Origin of the sequence: Tateyamaria sp. Alg231-49 (genome assembly GCF_900143535.1) — a bacterium.
GTDB lineage: Bacteria > Pseudomonadota > Alphaproteobacteria > Rhodobacterales > Rhodobacteraceae > Tateyamaria.
On record NZ_FRFA01000001.1, the window covers coordinates 626,848 to 647,483 of the forward strand.

At 57.5% G+C, this 20,636-nt stretch carries 21 protein-coding genes; 19 read left to right on the forward strand and 2 right to left on the reverse strand.

Going from position 1 to position 20,636, the window contains the following annotated elements; genetic code table 11:
* Nucleotides 1-35: 35 nt before the first annotated feature.
* The 13 genes from DHN60_RS03070 (at nt 36) to DHN60_RS03130 (ending at nt 11,581) form a co-directional block, all read left to right on the forward strand.
* Nucleotides 36-911, forward strand: a complete 876-nt coding sequence (locus tag DHN60_RS03070) for a MoxR family ATPase (RefSeq protein WP_108835753.1) — start codon at nt 36-38, stop codon at nt 909-911.
* Nucleotides 908-2,089 (forward strand): VWA domain-containing protein, encoded by a 1,182-nt coding sequence (locus tag DHN60_RS03075; RefSeq protein ID WP_108835754.1) that lies wholly within the window; start codon nt 908-910, stop codon nt 2,087-2,089. The genes DHN60_RS03070 and DHN60_RS03075 overlap by 4 nt, the downstream gene beginning before the upstream one ends.
* Nucleotides 2,086-2,865 carry an XdhC family protein gene (locus tag DHN60_RS03080; protein ID WP_108835755.1) on the forward strand — a complete coding sequence of 260 codons (780 nt, stop codon included), beginning with the start codon at nt 2,086-2,088 and terminating at the stop codon, nt 2,863-2,865. The genes DHN60_RS03075 and DHN60_RS03080 overlap by 4 nt, the downstream gene beginning before the upstream one ends.
* On the forward strand, nt 2,858-3,466 hold the full coding sequence (locus tag DHN60_RS03085) for an NTP transferase domain-containing protein (RefSeq protein ID WP_108835756.1): 609 nt from the start codon (nt 2,858-2,860) through the stop codon (nt 3,464-3,466). Before DHN60_RS03080 ends, DHN60_RS03085 begins: the two co-directional genes overlap by 8 nt.
* A 111-nt stretch (nt 3,467-3,577) precedes the next feature.
* Complete coding sequence (locus DHN60_RS03090; protein WP_108835757.1) at nt 3,578-4,033, forward strand: CoxG family protein; 456 nt, start codon at nt 3,578-3,580, stop codon at nt 4,031-4,033.
* A complete protein-coding gene (locus tag DHN60_RS03095) occupies nt 4,014-4,940 on the forward strand; it encodes an XdhC family protein (RefSeq protein WP_108835758.1) in 927 nt (308 codons plus the stop codon). Before DHN60_RS03090 ends, DHN60_RS03095 begins: the two co-directional genes overlap by 20 nt.
* Before the next feature lie 141 nt (nt 4,941-5,081).
* Nucleotides 5,082-6,458, forward strand: a complete 1,377-nt coding sequence (gene rimK, locus DHN60_RS03100) for a 30S ribosomal protein S6--L-glutamate ligase (RefSeq protein WP_108835759.1) — start codon at nt 5,082-5,084, stop codon at nt 6,456-6,458.
* A gap of 62 nt (nt 6,459-6,520) precedes the next feature.
* Nucleotides 6,521-7,768 (forward strand): sodium:proton antiporter, encoded by a 1,248-nt coding sequence (locus DHN60_RS03105; RefSeq protein ID WP_108835760.1) that lies wholly within the window; start codon nt 6,521-6,523, stop codon nt 7,766-7,768.
* 187 nt (nt 7,769-7,955) lie between these two features.
* Nucleotides 7,956-8,318: an SUF system Fe-S cluster assembly protein gene (locus DHN60_RS03110; RefSeq protein ID WP_108835761.1), complete on the forward strand. Its 363-nt coding sequence runs from the start codon at nt 7,956-7,958 to the stop codon at nt 8,316-8,318.
* 110 nt (nt 8,319-8,428) lie between these two features.
* Nucleotides 8,429-9,634, forward strand: a complete 1,206-nt coding sequence (locus DHN60_RS03115; protein WP_108835762.1) for a glycerophosphodiester phosphodiesterase family protein — start codon at nt 8,429-8,431, stop codon at nt 9,632-9,634.
* A 314-nt stretch (nt 9,635-9,948) separates the two neighbouring features.
* Nucleotides 9,949-10,776: a LysR family transcriptional regulator gene (locus DHN60_RS03120; RefSeq protein WP_108835763.1), complete on the forward strand. Its 828-nt coding sequence runs from the start codon at nt 9,949-9,951 to the stop codon at nt 10,774-10,776.
* Nucleotides 10,777-10,878: 102 nt separating this feature from the next.
* Entirely contained in the window at nt 10,879-11,256 is a 378-nt protein-coding gene (locus DHN60_RS03125) for an iron-sulfur cluster assembly accessory protein (RefSeq protein WP_108835764.1), read from the forward strand.
* A 1-nt stretch (nt 11,257) separates the two neighbouring features.
* Entirely contained in the window at nt 11,258-11,581 is a 324-nt protein-coding gene (locus tag DHN60_RS03130; protein WP_108835765.1) for a TfoX/Sxy family protein, read from the forward strand.
* Nucleotides 11,582-11,605: 24 nt separating this feature from the next.
* On the opposite strand, the gene DHN60_RS03135 is transcribed toward DHN60_RS03130, so the two are convergent.
* Nucleotides 11,606-12,514, reverse strand: coding sequence for an isopenicillin N synthase family oxygenase (locus tag DHN60_RS03135; protein ID WP_108835766.1), 909 nt, complete (start codon nt 12,512-12,514; stop codon nt 11,606-11,608).
* 90 nt (nt 12,515-12,604) lie between these two features.
* On the opposite strand from DHN60_RS03135, the gene tpiA reads away from it, so the two are divergent.
* The 3 genes from tpiA (at nt 12,605) to DHN60_RS03150 (ending at nt 15,506) form a co-directional block, all read left to right on the forward strand.
* Nucleotides 12,605-13,351 carry a triose-phosphate isomerase gene (gene tpiA, locus DHN60_RS03140; protein WP_108835767.1) on the forward strand — a complete coding sequence of 249 codons (747 nt, stop codon included), beginning with the start codon at nt 12,605-12,607 and terminating at the stop codon, nt 13,349-13,351.
* Nucleotides 13,352-13,435: 84 nt separating this feature from the next.
* Nucleotides 13,436-14,611, forward strand: coding sequence for a cytochrome P450 (locus DHN60_RS03145; protein WP_108835768.1), 1,176 nt, complete (start codon nt 13,436-13,438; stop codon nt 14,609-14,611).
* A gap of 88 nt (nt 14,612-14,699) precedes the next feature.
* Nucleotides 14,700-15,506, forward strand: coding sequence for a hypothetical protein (locus tag DHN60_RS03150; RefSeq protein WP_108835769.1), 807 nt, complete (start codon nt 14,700-14,702; stop codon nt 15,504-15,506).
* Between the two features lie 278 nt (nt 15,507-15,784).
* On the opposite strand, the gene DHN60_RS03155 is transcribed toward DHN60_RS03150, so the two are convergent.
* Entirely contained in the window at nt 15,785-16,678 is an 894-nt protein-coding gene (locus DHN60_RS03155; RefSeq protein ID WP_108835770.1) for a LysR family transcriptional regulator, read from the reverse strand.
* Nucleotides 16,679-16,827: 149 nt separating this feature from the next.
* Here DHN60_RS03155 and DHN60_RS03160 point away from each other — a divergent pair, with 149 nt between their 5' ends.
* The 3 genes from DHN60_RS03160 (at nt 16,828) to DHN60_RS03170 (ending at nt 20,475) form a co-directional block, all read left to right on the forward strand.
* Complete coding sequence (locus tag DHN60_RS03160) at nt 16,828-17,676, forward strand: TauD/TfdA family dioxygenase (RefSeq protein ID WP_108835771.1); 849 nt, start codon at nt 16,828-16,830, stop codon at nt 17,674-17,676.
* A gap of 54 nt (nt 17,677-17,730) precedes the next feature.
* Entirely contained in the window at nt 17,731-18,765 is a 1,035-nt protein-coding gene (locus DHN60_RS03165; RefSeq protein ID WP_108835772.1) for a zinc-dependent alcohol dehydrogenase family protein, read from the forward strand.
* A 345-nt stretch (nt 18,766-19,110) separates the two neighbouring features.
* Nucleotides 19,111-20,475 carry a multicopper oxidase family protein gene (locus DHN60_RS03170; RefSeq protein WP_234423498.1) on the forward strand — a complete coding sequence of 455 codons (1,365 nt, stop codon included), beginning with the start codon at nt 19,111-19,113 and terminating at the stop codon, nt 20,473-20,475.
* The last annotated feature ends 161 nt before the right edge of the window (nt 20,476-20,636 follow it).

The following is a 20,636-nucleotide window of genomic DNA, read 5'->3' on the forward strand; positions in this document are numbered from 1 at the left end:
AGGGTGCGCGATTTGCGCACCCTACGGAGATTTGCATGACTTGGACCACTCTCAAATCCGCCCTCGCCGGCGAAGGCTATGTCGCATCAGATGATCTGGCGGTTGCCTTGCAACTGGCGTTGTCACTTGGCCGCCCTCTTTTGCTGGAAGGTGCCGCTGGTGTCGGAAAAACCGAGATCGCCCGCACACTGGCGCAGGTGCAGGACACGCGCCTGATCCGGCTCCAATGCTATGAAGGGTTGGACGCAGCACAGGCCATTTATGAGTGGAACTATCAACGCCAACTGTTGACCATCCGCGCAGCGGCAGAGGGCGGAGAAACGGGGAAAGCCGTTGAGGATCGCATCTTTTCACGCGATTTCCTGCTGGAACGCCCTTTGTTGGCCGCGATCACACAGGAAAAACCTCCCGTTCTCTTGATTGACGAAATCGACCGGGCAGATGAGGAATTCGAAGCCTACCTGCTGGAAATCCTGTCAGACTTTCAGGTCTCGATCCCAGAGCTTGGCACGATCACGGCCGTCACGCGTCCTATCGTGATCCTTACATCCAACGGGACGCGCGACCTTTCAGACGCCTTGCGCCGTCGGTGTCTGTACACTTACGTCGAATACCCCGACCGGGCCACTGAGCTCGCCATTCTCAAGGCGCGCTGCCCCGAAGTTGAGGCGCGGCTTGCCGATCAGATCGTGGGCTTTGTCCAAAAGTTGCGCGAAGAAGAATTGGAAAAGACACCCGGCGTTGCTGAAATGCTGGACTTTGCCGCAGCGCTCATGGGGTTGGGAATTGCAGATCTGACCCAGGATCCTGCGGTTCTTCAGTCAACCCTCACAACGCTTTTGAAGACCCAGAGCGATCAGGCCCAGATTACCGTTGAGGTCGCAAGCCGCATCGCGGGTAAGGCGGCATGAGCCGTATCACGAAATTTGCGGGCCGTGATCCCGGGCCAGCGGCGCGGGTCGTCGGATTCATTTCGCATCTGCGCGAAAACGGGCTGCGGCTTGGGGTGGCCGAAGCAGAGCTTGCAATGGCTGCATTGTCCGAAGTGGATGCGATCCGCCCCGAGGACAGCCGCCGCGCGCTGCGCGCGGTTTGCACCGGCTGCAAAGAAGAATCCGAGCGGTTTGATGATCTGTTTGACGGCTACTGGATGGATATGGGCCGCGTGAAGCAGAAAGTGGTGCCCAGCCAGACCTCAGCCATTAACGACGATGTGCATTCCTCGCGCGATGCCCGCGGCGAAGACGCAGGAGCCTCGGGCAGCGCCACTGCCCCGGATGGCGATGAAGGCGAGGCCGAAAGCGACGGCACTGGCAAGCTGATCGCCACTGAGCAACGCAACCTCGCGCGCAAAGACCTTCGCGATCTGGTGCGCCCCGAAGAAATTGCGCAGGCCGAAGATGTCGCGCGCCGTATCGGCGCTGCCCTGCGCGACAAACGCTCGCGCCGCAGGATTGCTGCGCGCAAAGGCGACAAGCTGCATTTCCGCAAAACCATCCGGCGGAGCCTGTCGAGCGGTGGAGAACCCTTGCGCTTATTGCGCAAGAAGCGCCCTGACCGAACGCGCAAGATCGTCGCGATTTGCGATGTTTCGGGGTCGATGTCTGTCTACAGCCGCGTATTTCTGGCCTTTCTTGCGGGGCTCATGCGGGCCGACACTGCGGCGGATGCTTATCTGTTCCACACACGGCTCTTGCGTATCACCGAAGCCCTGCGGGACAAGGATGCGATGCGGGCGATTGGCCGCATGTCACTGATGGCAGACGGGTTTGGCGGGGGATCCAAAATTGGGCCGTCCCTGATGCGGTTTGCCGATACCTATGCCAAACGGTTTGTCGATGGGCGCAGTGTCGTTCTGATCCTGTCAGATGGCTATGACACCGAACCGCCCGAAGTGATCGCTGAGGCCCTTGAAAAGCTTAAGAAACGGGGCTGCAAGGTCGTCTGGCTTAACCCGCTGAAAGGCTGGACAGATTATGCCCCCGTTGCCGAAGGCATGGCGGCGGCGTTGCCATTTCTGGATGCTTTCAAAGCAGCCAACACTCTTGGTGATCTCGCAGCGCTTGAGCGGGACCTGGCAACGATATGACACCTGCAGAAATCCTATCCACCGATCTGGCTGAAGCCGCGCAGGAACTGCGCGAGATGGATCAACCGTTTGCCTTTGCAACCATTGTGCGCACGGCAGGGTCGACAGCCGCCAAACCGGGGGCCAAGGCGCTTTTGAGTGCTGATGGCACCATCGTGCAGGGTTGGCTGGGTGGTGGGTGCACTCGGGGCGCTGTCAAACGCGCCGCCCTCAAAGCCTTGCAAGACGGCACGCCACAGCTTGTGTCGGTCGCGCCCGAAGACCTACTGGCCGAGAAAGGCGTGAGTGCAGGCGATGAGATCGATGGCACGCGCTTTGCCCGCAACGGCTGCCCCTCTCGCGGGACTGTTGATATCTTCATTGAACCCTGTTTGCCCACGCCACAGCTGGTCGTCATGGGGGCGTCCCCTGTGGCTCAAGCGCTTGGAGTGTTAGCTCCACAGTTTCACTGGTCGGTGGCAACAGGGCTGGACCACATAAAACCGCATCAGCAGCGCTACGTGGTCATTGCCACTCAAGGCCAAGGTGATCTGGAGGCCCTGAAATCTGCCTTTGCGGCAGCGCCGGATTACATCGCTTTTGTGGGGAGCCGCAAAAAGTACACTGCTCTGGCCGAAAAGCTTGTCGCCGCTGGCATTGCGCAATCGGGAATTGATCAGGTTCAGGCACCTGCCGGCCTTGATCTTGGGGCAGTCACGCCAGAAGAAATCGCTCTCTCTATCCTCGCGCAATTGGTGCAAGAACGCCGGTCCGCGCTGAAGCAGAACGATGCATGACGCCACAGCAATCATATTGGCCGCAGGTCTGTCGCGCCGGATGGGAGAGCGCAACAAGCTGCTTTTGCCCATCAATGGTGTGCCGATGATCCGGCATATGGTGGATGTCTACAGCACTGTGACGCAGACACCCATTCTGGTCGTCACCGGGCATCAGGCGGACGTTGTGGAGGCGTGCCTTGAGGGATGCGATGTTCAGACAGTCTACAATCCTGAATATGAGACAGGCCAGCAAACCTCGGTCGTTTGCGGATTGCGGGCCGCCAAGGGCAGCGCGCCGATGCTGATCGGTCTGGGTGATCAACCGTCTTTGACAGCTGATGACCTTGAGGCTTTGCTGGGTGCACATAACGCGGCCGACCCTACACGCATATCAATCCCGATGCGCGAGGGGCGCAGAGGCAATCCGATCGTCGTGCCTGCCGCCCTGCGCAACCGTCTACTGGAAGATCCAAGATCGCCCGGCTGCAAGACCTTCACGCGTACCCATCCCGAGCACGTGCAATTTCACCCGTTACAATCAACGGGCTACTACGCAGATGTCGATACGCCCGAAGCCTACAACGCCCTCGCCGCACATCAGCTGAAGGAGGTGACATGAAAACCCTCAGAAAGATCGCCACCCGTTTACGCCAGAAATTGGCGCTAACCCCGGAACAGGCCGAACATTTGGCCACAGTCAAATTCCCTTGTTGCTAAGAAGGACATAACCATGGAACTCGCAGACGAAATTATCATAAACGCCCCCAAAGAACGGGTTTATCTGGCACTCAACAACCCTGAAATTCTACAACAATGCATTCCGGGGTGCGAAGAGTTGATCAAACACTCTGACAGCGAATTGGAAGCCAAGGTTGTCCTGAAGGTTGGCCCGGTCAAAGCCAAATTCAGCGGTAACGTGCAACTGGACACCTCAGGTGCTCCGGATGGGTTCTCGTTGACTGGGCAAGGCAATGGCGGTGCTGCGGGGCACGCAAAAGGTGGGGCGGATGTGACGCTGACCGCAGATGGCCCTGACACCACGATTTTGCGATACGAAGCCAAGGCTGAAATCGGCGGCAAGCTGGCCCAGTTGGGTAGCCGCCTTATTCAAGGCACTGCAAAAAAGCTGGCGGCAAAATTCTTCAAATCCTTTGCGGAAGTCGTGAATGAAGACGTCGCAGCCTAGCGGCCTCACTTACGTCGAACATGCCTCTGAAATCATTGCGAAGGCCGCAGGGTTTGTCGCCGAAGACCGGCCGTTTGCACTGATCACGTCGCTTGCGATTGAAGGCGGTGCAGCGCGCGAGGTCGGCTCGCTCGCTTTGGTGGATGAAACCGGTGAGATGACCGGTTATTTGTCGAACGGCTGTATCGACCGGGATATCCAGCTTCACGCCCAGGACGCACTGCGATCTGGGGCAAAGAAGTTGATCCGGTACGGTGACGGGTCGCGCTATGTCGATCTGAAACTGCCCTGCGGCGGTGCGTTGACCGTGTTGATCGATCCGGCACCAGACAAGGACGCGCTCGTGCGTGCGGCGGCTGACTTTGCGGCACGTAAGGTGGTCACGTTGACGTTCCACGGGCCCGACGATGAAGAACCAATGTCGCGAGACTTTACCTACTCCCCGCGCCACCGGTTGGTGCTGGCAGGCCGAGGAGCGATCTTTCGATCCATGGCGCAGATCGGCCAAGCGACTGGCTATGAAGTGTATGCCCTCTCGCCCGACGCCGACGATCTTGCGGCGGTGCGCGCCTGCATCGATACAGACCCGCGGCAATTGACGAACCCAAATGCAGAAGAACACCTTGATATGCTGGACGAGCATTCAGCATTTTTGACGCTGTTCCATGATCATGATTGGGAACCCGTGTTGCTCAAGGCCGCATTGGACACGTCGGCCCACTTTATTGGCAGCCTTGGCAGCAGACGCACCCACGAGATGCGCAAGGAGACACTTCGGCAGATGCAGGTTGATGAGACATCACTAAAGCGTCTGCGCGGCCCAATTGGAATGGTGCCGTCGCTCCGCGACGCACCTTCAATTTCCGTGTCAGCACTGGCTGAAATCGTGGCCGCATTCCAAGATTGAGGCAGGTCCTTTTTAAGTCGCAAAGCAGTAGTCAACTACTCACGCCTCTTGCGCAGCTTGAATTCACACAACCATCGCGTTGTGGCCCCCGTGCACGCCCGCTAGAGTGGTGTGCAGTGACGGCCAGCAAGGACAATGCGCATGGACACTCTGAACTTCGGCTGGGAAGAGTGGGTTGCCCTGCCCGACCTTGGCCTGCCAGCTCTCAAAGCCAAGATCGACACAGGTGCGCGCACTTCTGCGCTGCACGCCAACAACATCGAAGTGTTCGGACCAGCCTCCAAACCCAAGGTGCGGTTCAACGTCTTTCCGGTAGCGGGCATGGATACGGTAGACATCACGTGCAGCGCCCCGATCAAGGACCGCCGCGAGGTGACGTCCTCCAACGGTGAGACAGAATTGCGTTACGTCATCGAGACGCCGCTGGCTGTGGGCGGGCAAGTGTGGCCAATCGAAGTGACCCTCACGGATCGCTCGTCGATGAGCGCGCGGATGCTGTTGGGGCGTCAGGCTTTGCAGGATCACATCACAATCACCGCTTCGGAAAAACGGCTACAGACTGAATTGGGCTATGACGTTTATCATTCGCCTGCCATGCGCAAGACAGCCCCCAAGCGGTCGTTGCGCATTGCCGTGCTCAGCCGCGAGGACAATTATTCGACCCGCCGATTGGTCGAGGTCGGTGAAGCACGCGGACATACAGTTGAAGTTATCAACACAACTCGTTGTTATATGGCGATTAATGCGATGGCACCGGAAGTTCATTATGATGGCAAGCGTCTGCCCCGCTATGATGCTGTGATCCCGCGGATCGGGGCGAGCGTCACCGCCTACGGGACCGCCGTGATCCGACAGTTCGAGACGACGGGAACCTATTGTGTGAATGGATCCGCAGGCATCACGGCCAGCCGGGACAAGCTGCACGCCCACCAGATCCTCGCTGGCAAAAAGATCGGGATGCCGACAACGGCCTTTGCCGCCTCGCCCCATGACACCGCGAATATTCTGGGTCTTGTGGGCTCTGCCCCAGTCATCGTGAAACTGCTGGAAAGCACGCAAGGCAAAGGCGTGGTGCTGGCCGAGACGAAGAAGGCGGCCGAGTCTGTGATCGACGCGTTTCGTGGATTGCGCGCCAACTTTCTTGTTCAGGATTTCGTGAAGGAAGCCGCCGGTGAGGACATCCGTTGCCTAGTGGTGGATGGCAAAGTCGTCGCCTCGATGAAGCGAACAGGCGCCGAGGGGGATTTCCGGTCCAACCTGCACCGTGGTGGGTCGGCGAAGTCAGTGCGCATCACCAAAGCCGAGCGCGAAACAGCCGTGCGGGCCGCGCGGGCCTTTGGGTTGGGCACATCCGGCGTGGATTTGCTGCGCTCAGAAGCAGGGCCGAAGGTGCTGGAGGTCAACTCCTCCCCCGGCTTTGAAGGGATCGAGAAGGCGACCGGCAAGGACATCGTCGGGCTTGTCTACGACATGGTCGAGGCGCGCGTGCGTCCGCAAGCAGTGCGCCGCAGAAAGTGATCAGGCCCGCTGACTGCTCGGCCTGTCCTTGCCCTTTTGAATGGCTGCAGCCAATGTGAGGCATGGATCAAACTGACGTCGATTTCGAAGTTTTGTCACTGGGGATTGTGGTGTGCATCATCGCATTTTCTCTGCTGTCGAAAGCCATCTCACGAACCATTCTCACCCTGCCAATCCTGTTTGTTGGTCTTGGGTTATTATGTGCACCTGTAATCCCTGCATTGGGGAGCCAAGAAGACCTGCTTGGCACAGCCCGTCTGGTCGCTGAAATTACACTGGTTCTGGTTCTTTTCACCGATGCGAGCTCTGTTCGGTTCGCGCAATTGCGCTCGACCTTCACCATACCGCTGCGCATGCTGGTTATTGGAATGCCTGCAACCATTGCACTGGGCACGGTCGTCGTAGGGTTTATCAATCCTGAAACCGGTGTGGCCATGGCATTGCTCACAGCAGCCTTGCTGACACCCACCGATGCGGCATTGGGGCAGACGGTCGTGTCAAGCCCCGAGGTACCTCGCCATCTTAGCCAGTCAATCAACGTCGAAAGCGGCTTGAACGATGGCCTCGCCCTGCCCTTTGTGCTGTTCGGTGCCATCCTTGCCTCAGAAAGTGCGGCAGGTACGGATGGATTGATGATGATGGCCATCACCCAAGTTGTTCTTGGGCCGCTCGTTGGCATCGCCGTGGGATGGAGTGCGGCACGCGCGCTTGATTACGTACAACAACGCGACTGGATCGTGGAAAGCGCCCAAGGCGTCGTGTTTCTGGGAACCGCGTTTGTCAGTTACCTGGGGTCTGAACTTGTCGGCGGGAACGGATTTATTGCGGCATTTGTTGCCGGGGCGACCTTTGGCAATTTCTATCGCCACAACATCCACTTTATCACCGAATTCATGGAAGGGGCCGGTCAGCTGTTGACCATGACTGCGTTCCTGATCTTTGGAGCGTTGATGCTGCCGGATGCCTTGGGCCACATGAATTGGCCCACCGTTGCTGTGGCCGTGGCGTTTCTGACTTTGGTGCGGATGTTGCCGATAGTCCTGTCGCTTGCGGGCACCGGCCTCGCGATGCGCGACAAGTTGTTTCTGGGCTGGTTTGGGCCGCGTGGGCTTGCCTCGATCCTTTTCACTTTGATCATGATGGAAGAGTTCGACCTGCCCCATGCAGATGAGCTGCTGGCCTGCGTTTCGCTGACTGTCGGCTTGTCTGTTTTGCTCCATGGGGTCAGCGCCACGCCGCTCGCCAAATACATCGGGTCGTTCAAAGAAACGACGCAATCCGATCACGAGAATGACGCTGTCCCATACTGATGCACGTGAACCCGGCGTGTGGTTCTACGACGCAGAGTGCTGAAAATCGGCTGATCTACGCGCAGTCTTTATTAATAGCACTGCTACCCCTTTAGACGCGGCTTTGCGCCACGTGCGGGTGCGCGGCCCCTTTACCGCCCCTGCCGCAAACCCTATATAAACGGTCAGGAACAGTGCGAGGCCCGTCATGAACCAACCCAACGATCGTCTTGAAGGGACCCCGCTTATTGCGCCGTCTTCCACGGATCACCCGTTGCACGAGGCAATTGTCGAGGCGTGTCGGTCTGTTTATGACCCCGAGATTCCGGTCAATATCTATGAACTGGGTCTGATCTATACCATTGAGATTAATGACCAAAATGAGGTGCACATCGTGATGTCCCTCACGGCCCCCGGCTGCCCTGTGGCGGGTGAGATGCCGGGGTGGGTGGCTGACGCAGTCGAACCATTGCCTGGGGTCAAACAGGTCGACGTTGATCTGACGTGGGAGCCGCCCTGGGGTATGGAAATGATGTCGGACGAAGCGCGTCTTGAGCTTGGCTTTATGTAGCTCTTTGCAAGGGCATTACTGAACCAGCATCAAACTGTCGTTTCGGGAAAAAACCGTCACAGGCGCGAGCCAACGTGGCGGACTTATAATAGTCCCCGAAGGAGCCTTTGATGCACCGCACTGCCGTTTGTCTGTTACTCGCAACCCTTCCAACGACCCTTTTGGCCAATGGTCCTGTAATTGATTATGGCCCCCGCCCTGCCTACCTGATCGACAAACTGCCGGACGGGGCGTTGAAATCCAAACTGCAAAGCTGCGCGGGTCAGACCCCAGCCAAATCTGATTTCTCTATCAGTCACCGCGGCGCGCCCCTGTTGTTTCCCGAACACACCGTCGAATCCAATGTCGCCGCGGCGCGGATGGGTGCAGGCATTCTTGAATGTGATGTCACCTTTACCAAGGATCTGGCACTAGTCTGCCGTCACGCCCAAAACGATCTGCACACCACCACCGACATTCTTGTCAGCGATCTGGCAGGCACCTGTGTGACGCCCTTCACTCCTGCTGATGGCGACACGCCTGCCGCTGCGGAGTGCCGCACATCCGATCTGACGTTGGCCGAGTTTCAAACCCTGACGCCTAAGATGGACAGTGCAGATAAAACGGCCACAACCGCCAAAGCCTATCAGGGCGGTGTCGCGGATTGGCGTAGCACCCTGTACTCAGATGATGCGCATCTGATGACCCATGCAGACTCCATAGCTTTGTTCAAAAGCCTTGGTGCCAAGTTTACACCCGAGTTGAAATCACCCGCCGTGGAAATGCCGTTCAACGGGTTTTCTCAGGAAGATTATGCGCAAAAGTTGATCGACGAATACAAAGCCGCAGGCATCCCCGCTTCGGACGTCTGGGCCCAATCATTTAACCTTGAAGACGTCCTCTACTGGATTGAAAATGAACCAGAGTTTGGCGCGCAAGCTGTCTACCTCGTCGATCATTACCGCATCGGTGGGTTTGACCCGCAAAATCCCGACAGTTGGCCTTTGCCATTGGCCAGCTATGCCCAACAGGGTGTGCAATTCATCGCCCCGCCCCTGTGGATTCTGTTGACCACCGAGAACGGCCAGATGGTGCCGTCTGAGTGGGCCAAGCAAGCCAGCGCGGCAGGTCTGAACATCATCACATGGACACTTGAGCGCTCTGGAGCTTTGGCCTCTGGCGGAGGCTGGTACTTCCAGACCGTTTCGGATGTCATCACCCATGACGGCGCCTATTTCGAAGTGCTGGATGTACTGGCGCAGGACGTCGGAGTGGTTGGAGTCTTTTCCGATTGGCCGGCGACGACCACCTATTACGCCAACTGCATGGGGCTGTAACCCACACCTAGTCGCCCGGGTCACCCACCGCGCCATGTACAGGCCCGCAAAGTGCCGCCGTACCTCCGCGGCCCGTTTTTTCAGTTACAGTCTGCGCAAGATCCACATAACCACGCGTCGCCGACGTTGTTTGCGTTTGCGCAAATGCTCTGCCTCTTTCATTTTTGCAAATGCTGCCTGTTCCTGCTCATAGATACTGTTCATTTCCATAGACTTATATGGGTGCAACATGGGCTTTCCTTTCGAGTTGTCCTTAAGGTGTCACAGCAGAACGCCCATTGTCAGACCCCATATTCGCACTTAGACTTTCAAATATGCAAATCACTGACTGGACAGACTTTGGATTGTTCGCCGCCGTCGCCCGATCCGGGTCACTGGCGGGGGCTGCCCGCGAAACGGGCCTCAGCCAAGCGACCCTGTCGCGCCGTATGACCGCACTTGAACAGCGCACAGGGCGGCGGTTGTTTGCACATGGGTCAGCTGGCTACACACCCACAGCCGAAGGACGCGCGCTGCTTGAGCGGGCCAAGAAAATGGAGGCCGCCGCGCGCGACATCGCCCATTGGTCCGCTGCACAGTCCGGCCCGCCACGTGTGCGCATATCAGCAGGCACCTGGACGTCAGAGCGGTTGGCGCGCACCCTGACCGACTATTGGTCAACAAACGCGGCGTGGACCCCAGAGTTTGTCAGCTGCAACCGCGACATGGATATTGAACGGCGCGAGGTCGACATAGGCGTGCGCAACCGCCGCCCCACCCATCCGTGGCTTGCTGGTCGGCGCACCGGGACCGTGGAACATGCCGCCTTTGCCTTGTCCGATGACATCACCGGCTGGATTGGGCCCAGTGATGACACCTCTACCTTGCCGTCAGAGGCGTGGACCATCACCCACCATGGCCCCGATATCGTCGCCGTTTCGAACGAACCCACAATCCGTCTCGCTTTGGCCCGCAGCGGTATTGGGCGCGTTGTTTTACCCACCTTTGCAGCGGCTTGCGTGCCGGAGTTGACCCAAGTTTCACCGGTCATTGAGGCGTTAACAGCCGAAGAATGGTTGGTATGTCATCAGGACACGCGCCACGACCCGGCGATCCGCGCCGCATTGGATGCGCTGGCCATGGGGCTGCACGCACCCGCATAGGGGCGGACCCATCGCTGGCATCACGCGGCATCAGGGTCGCACCCCTTGCGCGACTTGGGCGAAGACCCTACTTTGAAACCAACTTAGCAACAGGCAGAGCCCATGTTCTCGATCCCCGGCAAACAGGCCGTCAGCATCACCGACCGCGCCGCTGCGCACATCTCCACACTGATGGAGAAAGAGGGCCATTCCGGCCTGCGTATTGGTGTGAAAAAGGGTGGGTGCGCAGGCATGGAATACACCATGGAATACGTGGACACGCCTGATCCCAACGACGAAGTGGTCGAACAGGACGGCGCCAAGGTTTTGATCGCCCCCATGGCGCAGATGTTCCTGTTTGGCACCGAAATCGACTATGAAACTTCCCTGTTGGAATCCGGGTTCAAGTTCAACAATCCCAATGTCTCTGACGCGTGCGGTTGCGGCGAATCCATCAGTTTCAAAGATGTCGAGGAACTGAGCGCCGAGCGCAGCGCCTGACATGGCCGTGTCGGGCGAAGAGATCGCCCACGCGCTTGATCTCTTCACTGATCTTGGCCCCCTGACCACCCGCAAGATGTTTGGCGGACTGTCGATCTATTGTGACGGTGTGATCTTTGCCATCCTGATGTCGGACGGGCGTTTGCTGCTTAAAGGTCAGGGACCGATGCAGGAACGGTTCGACGACATGGGCATGGAACGTTGGGCCTATACCCGCAAGGACGGCAGTGCGACGCACATGCCCTACTGGCACCTGCCCGAAAGCGCGCTGGATGACCCCGGCGAGGCCGTTGATCTGGCACGGGCCGCTTTGCAGCACTTGTAAGGCGGGCGTGTCGCGCGCCTTGCTTCAGGTCTTTTGTTTCAAATGCAGGTAGGTTTCGCGGAACCGCGCGCTTAGGTGATCCCCCGCCAGCATTTTTGGCTGTCCGTCTGGGGCCACATTGGTGTCATAGCTGGGGTTGAAAAACAGCGGCACCGATATCCGTTCGGCCTGTCCGCCCACCACCCGGTGCGGAGTCGCTTTGACCTGCCCGTCTGTCCAAAACTCCAGCATTTCGCCGAAATTGATGATGAACTCGCCCGGTGGCGCTGACAGCGGAATCCAGCCCCCACCCCTCTGGCGCACCTCTAACCCCGGCGAGCCGTCCGTCGCCAACAGCGTAAGGCACCCATAATCCGTGTGCGTCGCGATCCCGAAATCACGCGTCCCCGCCCATGCGGGGCGTTCAGGGTAATAGTTACCCCGCAGCAATGCCATGGGCGTATCAAACGACCGCGAAAAGCGATCCGCATCCGCGCCGAGGCAGAGCGCAATCGCGCCAAGCAGATCCATCGAGACCGCACAGGCATCGACGTAATAGCCGGTGATCACCCCACGAAACGCGTCATTCTCAGGCCATAGATTGGGTGCGTAAAAAGGCTGCGCACTCAGCGGGTGGCTGCGTGGCAGTTCGTACCCCACATCAAAGAACTGTTTGTAATCAGGGTTGGCGTCCGGATCGACCTGTTCGGATCCCGCGGCACCCCACCCCCGGTTCGATCCCGTTCGCGCCATATTCAGCGCTTGTTTGGCGGCCTCCGGCTGTTTGAAAAAGGCGCGGTAGACTTCGATTACCTCAACGACGCGCGCGCGAGACAGGGCCGTGTTAAACACCGTGGCAAAGCCAACGCCCGTAGCCGCCTCGCGCAGCGCCGCGAGGCTTTCTGCGTCATTTGCCGCAAGGGCAGCTGCATCAATCCTTGGGATCCTACTCATATCACCTCTCACACTCTTTCCGGCAGCCCTAGCGCAGGCATCACCGCGATGCTAGGTCCAAGGCGGACAGAGCGAAACAGGAGACACGGCATGCGGCGGACACTGGCAGCGGGCAATTGGAAAATGAACGGCGATGCGGCCATGTTGGAGGCTTTGGGGCACCTGCAGGCCCCCGGTGGAGATAGCGCGCCAGATATCCTGATTTGCCCACCCAGCACGCTTTTGGTGCAGGCCGTGGCTGCAAGCAAAGACAGTCCGGTGTCCATTGGCGGACAAGACTGCCATTCAGCGGAATCTGGCGCACATACAGGCGATGTATCTGCCGCAATGATCAAGGCGACGGGGGCCAGCGCCGTGATTGTTGGCCACTCTGAACGGCGGGGCGACCATGCTGAAACCAACGCAGATGTGCGCGCCAAGGTCGAAGCCGCCTGGGGCGCTGATCTGCTGGCCATTCTGTGCATCGGCGAAAGCGAGGTGGAGCGGATGGGCCCTGACACGCTTGATATCATTGCCGCCCAGCTTGACGCCTCCATGCCTGATGGCGCGACGGGCGAGACACTGGTGATTGCTTACGAACCCATCTGGGCCATTGGTACGGGCCGCGTGCCCACGCTTGAGCAGATAGTTGAGACGCACGACATGATCCGCGCCCGTCTTGTTACGCGGTTCGGGTCCGAAGGTGATTCCATCCGCATCCTCTATGGCGGGTCGGTCAAACCGTCTAATGCAGCCGAGATTTTCACCGCCGAGAACGTGGACGGGGCCCTTGTTGGCGGGGCATCTCTGAAGGTCGCGGATTTCCAACCAATCATCGACGCGCTTGCTGCATCCTGATCCCCTTACACATTTGCAGAACATGCGGCGGGGTAGCGTCCCCGCCCGCTTGCAAAGACCACAGCAGACTGAAAAACCCGTCCCATGCTGATCCAGTCCCCGCACGATCCGTCCTTTATCCAAAACCCATACGATTTCTATGATCATGCCCGCGCGTCGGGCCCCGTGGCGTTTTGGAAGGACTACGGCATGCTTGCCGCCTTTGATCATGCCACGGTGCACGCACTGCTCAGGGACAAACGGTTGGGACGGGCCGTGCCCGAAAGCCGCAAAACACCGATCCCGGATCATTTGAGCGCGTTTTACGCGGTCGAGCAGCATTCGTTGCTGGAACTGGAACCGCATGAGCATACCCGTCTGCGCCGGCTTGTCCTGCATGCATTCACGTCGCGCCGCATTGCCGGTCTTGCCCCTGATATTGAGGCGATTTGCGCCGACCTTCTTTCGAACATGTCGAAGGGCCCGTTCGATCTCATCCCGGCCTATTGCCAGCTGGTTCCAGTGCGCGTGATTGCCCGCCTGCTTGGCGTGCCCGAGTCTCTTGCCCCCGATCTGCTGCGCTGGTCGTCGGCCATGGTGGCGATGTATCAGGCCGGACGCACCCGTGCGATCGAGGATGCGGCAAACACCGCCGCCGTCGAATTCGCGGATTTTCTGCGCGGCTACATCGAAGAACGACGCTCTGACCCGGCGGACGATCTGATCAGTGAACTGATTGCAGCGCAGGACGACGCAGGGCGTCTCAGCCCGGACGAGATGATTGCAACCATCGTGCTGTTGCTCAACGCAGGTCACGAGGCGACGGTTCACAGCCTTGGGAACTCAGTGAAGTGCTTGATTGAAACAGAGACAGTAGGCGCGCTTGGCCCCGATACGCGGGACAACACAGTGGAGGAGTTGCTGCGCTTTACTCCGCCGCTGCACATGTTCACGCGCTATGCCTACGAAACGATGGAGGTCGGGGGACACACCCTGAACCCGGGTGATGAAATCGCATTGATGCTGGGGGCTGCAGGACGGGACCCTGCCGTGTTTGCTGATCCACACCAGTTTGATCCGGCACGAACCAAACCCGCCCACCTCGCCTTTGGCGGCGGGCTGCACTTTTGCGTCGGCGCACCTTTGGCGCGGCTTGAGATGCAGATCGCCCTACCCGCCCTGTTCAACTATGCCCCCAATTTGCAGATCGCCAAGCCACCGCAATTTGCCGACAGCTATCATTTTCACAAACTTGATGAATTGGTCGTGGAGGCAGTGTGAGGCGGCTTGGCCAGTTTTTTGGTTAGGGCAATGACGGCGCCTGCTGATAATATGTCGGAATGGTTCAGGACTTTAGACAAGCAGCGGCATGATCACCGAGATCGTCAAACCCGGTGACCCCATTGGCGACGTCTTGTTCAACTGGCTTCCCTTCCTTGGTGTCGTGGCCGTCGGTGTTGTCGGGGTGTTTATGCTGGTGCTTGGCTTTCGCACTTATGTGAAGGCGGCAATGCTGCGTAAATACGGCGTGAAAGGACGCGCTGTTGTCACTGAAAAGTGGATAAAAAAGGGCCATGTCGACCGCGAGGACCGCCATCGCACGACACCTCCCAAGTATCACTATTTGCGTTTCGAGCGATCCGAAAACGGCCAGACCCATTCAGAGAAAGAAGTTGCCCCCATTGACCTGTGGCGCGCGATCGAACCGGGCGACGAAGTTGATGTGGTTTACCTGCCGAATGGAGCGCTCATGCGTCTGGCGGGTTGGTCGCACACAATCGGGCACGGAGCCGGTGTCGTACAGCTTGGCGCGGGCGCGCTGATGGTGTCGGCTTCGGTTGGTATGATTATTCCGGGCGCCGTTTCTGCAATGATCGGTCCCGACAACAAGACCATCGCGCCTGACTGGAAAAAAGAACAAGCCGAAGTGCTGTTGGTCGGTGACCCTGCGGATCCGTACCTGCGCCTCTTTGCGCCTCACAAGAAATACATCCGTGTCGTGTTCGGCGACACACATGGCGGTGCCTTTATGGCGAACATTCGAATGGTGCTGGTCACGCCTGCGCAGATAGAAGAGTTTCAGATTTCGGAAGGCACGATCCTGGCAGCTTGGATGGATCCGCAAGACGAGTACAACGCCATACTCGACCTTGAACGTGACCCAAGCCTGCGTTGATACCCGCAACAACAGGTTGGAACGCATTGAGCATATAAAGTGACGGATGACTTTGGCCGCCGCGACGAGGGCTGACCCAATTTGCGTTTCAGCCCATGGCGCAAGATGCGACAAGTGATTGCGCTGAGCCTGACATAACCAATTGCTGAGTTGCAGCGCATGTCCCGCCTGGAAAAGTTTTGTAAACACTCTCGACCACCCCATCCGCCACTGGCTGACTGGCCGAAATACAGCCCCTTGAAACAGCCTCTTTGATAGGATGCGGCATCAAGTCGAACTCATGTTTTGATATGGAATTCGCCAATTGAAACGGCTTTCAAAAGCGCAATCTCCGCGGCTTCTATGACTTTGGCCTTGGGCGAGTCGTTGCGACTGACCAGCCCCAACAGGCGGATTGGGACATCGTTGCCCAAAGGAATCCTTGTAAGAGGCAGATGGCTGTTTTCAGCGACGCATGTCTTTGGCACGATGGAAATGCCAAGACCGGCTGCAACCATACTGGAAATAGCTTCAAGCCCCTCCAATTCCATCACGTCATTCACGACGATCCCATTGTTCTGTAACCACGCCTCGATCTTCCGACCAACAACCGCATCCCGATTGAAACGAATGAATGGTTGTGATTGCAACAAGTCCAGTGCGGGCAGGTCTTCCGTGCCTTGAGAGGAAAGCAGGACAAGCTCTTCTGCGGCGATCTCTGAAAAAACCATAGAACTTGGTATGATTTCAGGTTTTGAAACGACTGCGGCGTGGATTTGCCCACGTTCAATCTGCAACAAAAGCTGATGTGACAAGCCGGGCACAACGCGGACCCGAATGCTTGGATTCGACTTTTTGAGCTGTGTCAGAGCAAGGGGTGCCAGCCCGGTAAGCGTGGTGGGGACCGCGCCCAGAATAAGCTCTCCGGACACTTCGTCGTCTGGGCGGACCTTGTCTGCAAGGCCGTCATAAGCCGTGACGATAGATTTGGCCTCATCAACCAAAGCAAGGCCGGTCAAAGTGAGTTTCGGAGATCGAAGTGAGCGCTCAAACAGCTCCAACCTCCATGACGCCTCCAAGTTTCGCATTTGCTGGCTCACGGCTGCTGGTGTCAGGTGTTCAGCCTCTGCAGCGGCACGAAAGCTACCATGCCGATGTATCGAGATGAGGGTGCGAAGCGCGCGAATACTCATGTCACTATTGCTCTCTTTCGACGGCGTCTTGCCCGGATATATATATTTTTTCTTAAGTATAGAGAAAACATTTATCATTATTATTAAATATTACTTACGGTTATGCTTGGCCCAGAACCTAATTTCCTGTCAAAACCGCTGGAGTTCACATGGTCGCCTTGAAGACGAATGATTACCAACTGATCGATGCAAAGCCTTTTGCCCCCAATCTTGGCGCCGAGATCTATGGAGTTGACCTGAGCAGGGATGTTCCAGACGATCAGTTCGCTGAAATCCGTGACGCGTTCCACAAATATCAGGTGCTTTTTTTCAAAGACCAAAAGGAAATCCCGCCAGAGCAACACGTGAAGTTCGGCAAACGGTTTGGCCCACTGCACGTACACCCGGCGGCCCCCACCATGAGCGGCCACCCTGAGATTTTTGAAATCCATGCGACAAAGGACTCCAAAATTGCGAACGGCGAGTTTTGGCATTCCGACGTTTCGTGTGATGAAAAACCGCCGCTCGGAACGATGCTTCAGATCCACATCGCTCCACCGTGCGGTGGCGACACAATGTTCAGCGACATGTATGCCGCCCACGACGGCCTGTCCGATCCCATCAAGACGTTGATCGACGGCCTGTCAGCCCTTCACAGTTCAGAGCACATTTACAAAGGCAGATACAGCGACCGTGGTAAGACTGACGCAGATATCGACTGCCCACAGGCGGTGCATCCGATTGTCCGGACCCATCCTGATACTGGTAGAAAGTCGTTGTTTGTGAACCGCACGTTTACCACAAAGATTCTGGGGCTATCGGATAGTGAAAGTGACGCCGTACTTGCCATGCTGTTCGAGCATGCAGAACACATCAACTATCAAATCCGTTTCCGGTGGACGTTGAACGACATGGCGTTCTGGGACAATCGGTGTTGTATGCACCGCGCGATTTGGGACTATTGGCCCGAGGAACGCAAAGGCAGGCGTGTGACCATTGAGGGTGATCGGCCCAAATAAAGGTTACAAGCCCTGCGGCTGGCAAGGCCACCAATCAACAACAAAGGTTCAAGGATGCGCGCGGCAGTCGTAAGAGAATTTAACGAAGACCTCTCAATCGAAACGGTCGATGACCCGATCTGTCCAGACAACGGTGTCGTGCTGGAAGTCGCCGCTTGCGGTGTGTGCCGTTCGGACTATCACGGATGGACTGGAGGGCACCCCAAGGTACAGAACGGCTCGATCATGGGGCATGAGTATTGCGGGACAGTCGTTGAGGCTGGTTCAAAGGCCAAGCACAAGGTCGGCGACCGTCTTATCGCCCCGTTTATCCTTGGCTGCGGGACCTGTGTGGCTTGTCATACGGGCCTTTCAAATACGTGCGCCCATCAAATCGTTCCTGGCTTTGGCACACCTGGGGCCTATGCCGAATATGTGGCTGTGCCTTACGACCACAACCTTGTTCACCTTCCGGCTTCGATATCTCCGGCACTTGCGGCGGGTCTGGGGTGCCGTGTGACAACAGCGTGGCATGCACTAACCGACCGCGCCAATGTCAAAGCGGGAGAATGGGTTGCCGTGCACGGAACGGGGGGCATCGGGTTGTCTGTTTTGCTACTGGCAAAGATGTTGGGCGCGCGGGTTGTTGTCGTTGATATCGTTGACGAAAAACTGGAACACGCGCGGCTACATGGAGCTGACGCTACTGTAAATGCAGCAAATGAAGACGTGGCGACTGCAATCCATGAAATCACTGGCGGCGGCGCGCAGGTCTCGATCGAGGCGCTTGGGATCGAGGCCACGACAAACGCATCCGTGGAGTGTTTGGCGATACTCGGACGGCACGTTCAGGTCGGTATGCCTGCGGGTAGCGGTCAGATGCGCGTGAACATGCGCGCCATCTACTCCAAGCAACTGGCTTTTTTCGGGACGCGCGGAATGCCATCGTGGAAATACCCGGACCTGTTGGGCATGATCGAACGGGGAGACGTGGATATTCGCCCGATGTTGGCAAGAGAGGTTTCTTTGTCTGCGGCCAGCGGTGAGTTGCGTGCTATGAATGGACCGACACCTCCCGGAACAGCAGTGATCACTGATTTTCAACACTAGGATCCGGCCCCAAAAACTGCTGATTGACGACACTGAAGACGTTGGGTCGCTCGGCATCGAACCGGGGATCTGAGCCCAAAGCAGCACATTTGTTTACACGGTGCCGTCGCACGCAGAAAGGTCTGGATGCGCGCGCCCCTTTCTGCCGAAATCGCCGCTGCCTTGGTTAAGTTTCGCCGTTCTTTCAAATTCGGGGCTTTTGCGTACTATTGATACTGTTCGCTGCTGCAACACTTATGAGTGCAACACCGCTGCCGGTGAACCTTTGCATGGAATGGGCTTATGGCAATGATTTCACGTCGTAGATTTTTTTCAGGACTTGGCGCGATCGGTGCAAGTTCTCTGTTGGCCGCGCATAGTCGCGCCAGCAGCCAACTCCCTGTTTTGCGTGCAACGGCGTCCACCGCACAACTCACACCAAAAGGGTATCCACAGACACCTGTCTGGGCCTTTTCAACAGAGGACGCGGCAACCATTCCCGGGCCTGAAATCCGCGTCAAAGCGGGCGGGCGGGTGACACGAACATTGTTCAATGAACTGCCCGAGCCTACTGCTGTTCACTGGCATGGTATCCGGATCGACAACGCAATGGATGGGGCCGCCCCATTGACACAGGCTGCTGTGCCGACAGGTGCCACGTTTGACTATGATTTTGTCTGCCCGGACCCCGGAACCTATTGGTATCACTCCCACAACCGGAGCAGAGAACAGGTTGCGCGCGGGTTGGCGGGGCCGTTGATTGTCGAAGACGTCGAGCCTTGGCTGGGTCTTCCCGGCGCGGCAAGCCGGGAACTGACACTGGTTCTTGATGACTGGTTGCTCAATGAGGATGGATCAATTGTTGAGGGACGGTGGGACGATCTTCATGCGGCAGCACATGCTGGGCGAATGGGAAACACTGCAACAGTCAACGGGCAGCCCTACCCTGTTTTTGATCTTCGACCGCAAGAGCGTGTTAGGCTTCGCATTATCAACGTCGCCACAGACCGCATCATGCCAATCAACTTGCCGGGATTGTCGCCCAAACTAATTGCGCTGGATGGACATCCAGTCGTGCCACGCGACGTTGAAACTGTGGAATTGGCGCCTGCGCAGCGAGCAGACATCGTTGTCGATGCGCCTGTCAGTGCTTCAACACAGATTGGTCTGATGCTCGATACAGGCAGAGGCAATCAGGTGGAATTGGCATCGTTCAACATTGAAGGCGAGCCAATGGCGGCAGCGCAGGAAACCACGCGCCCACTCCCGTCTTGGACGACGCGGCCCCGCCCCGATCTGTCGTCCGCACAAAAAGAGCCCCTGCTGATAGAAGGTGGCGCAATGCGCGGCATGTCCGAAGCGATGTATCATGGAAAAACAATGGGGTTTCGCGAACTGACGTCTCATGGGATGGCATGGGCGTTTAATGGTGTCGCCCACGGCATGGATGAGCCAATGTTCGAAGCAAACCTTGGTCGCACCATTCTCATGGAACTGTCCAATCGGTCCGCATTCCCTCACGGAATTCACGTTCATGGACATCACTTTACCATTCTGACACGCAATGGCGTGTCCGACCCGCACAAAGATGTCCGCGATACAGTTCTTATTGGTGCGGACGAAGTCGTGGAAATCGCTTTTGTTGCGGACAATCCCGGTAAGTGGATGATCCATTGCCATATGCTGTCCCATCAAGCGAGTGGGATGATGGGTTGGTTCAAGGTGGCGTAGGTGAAGCCGTGAGATGGGACGGTTGTGCGTGTCCTCTGTCCGCGTGTCAGACATTGCGGTGGGCAGGCTGAAATACAGTTCTGGGTTTAAGAACCAAATTTTTGGATCAGAATTGCTTGGCACTGCTCTTTAATCTGGCTCAGAAACACCCACGCACCGCA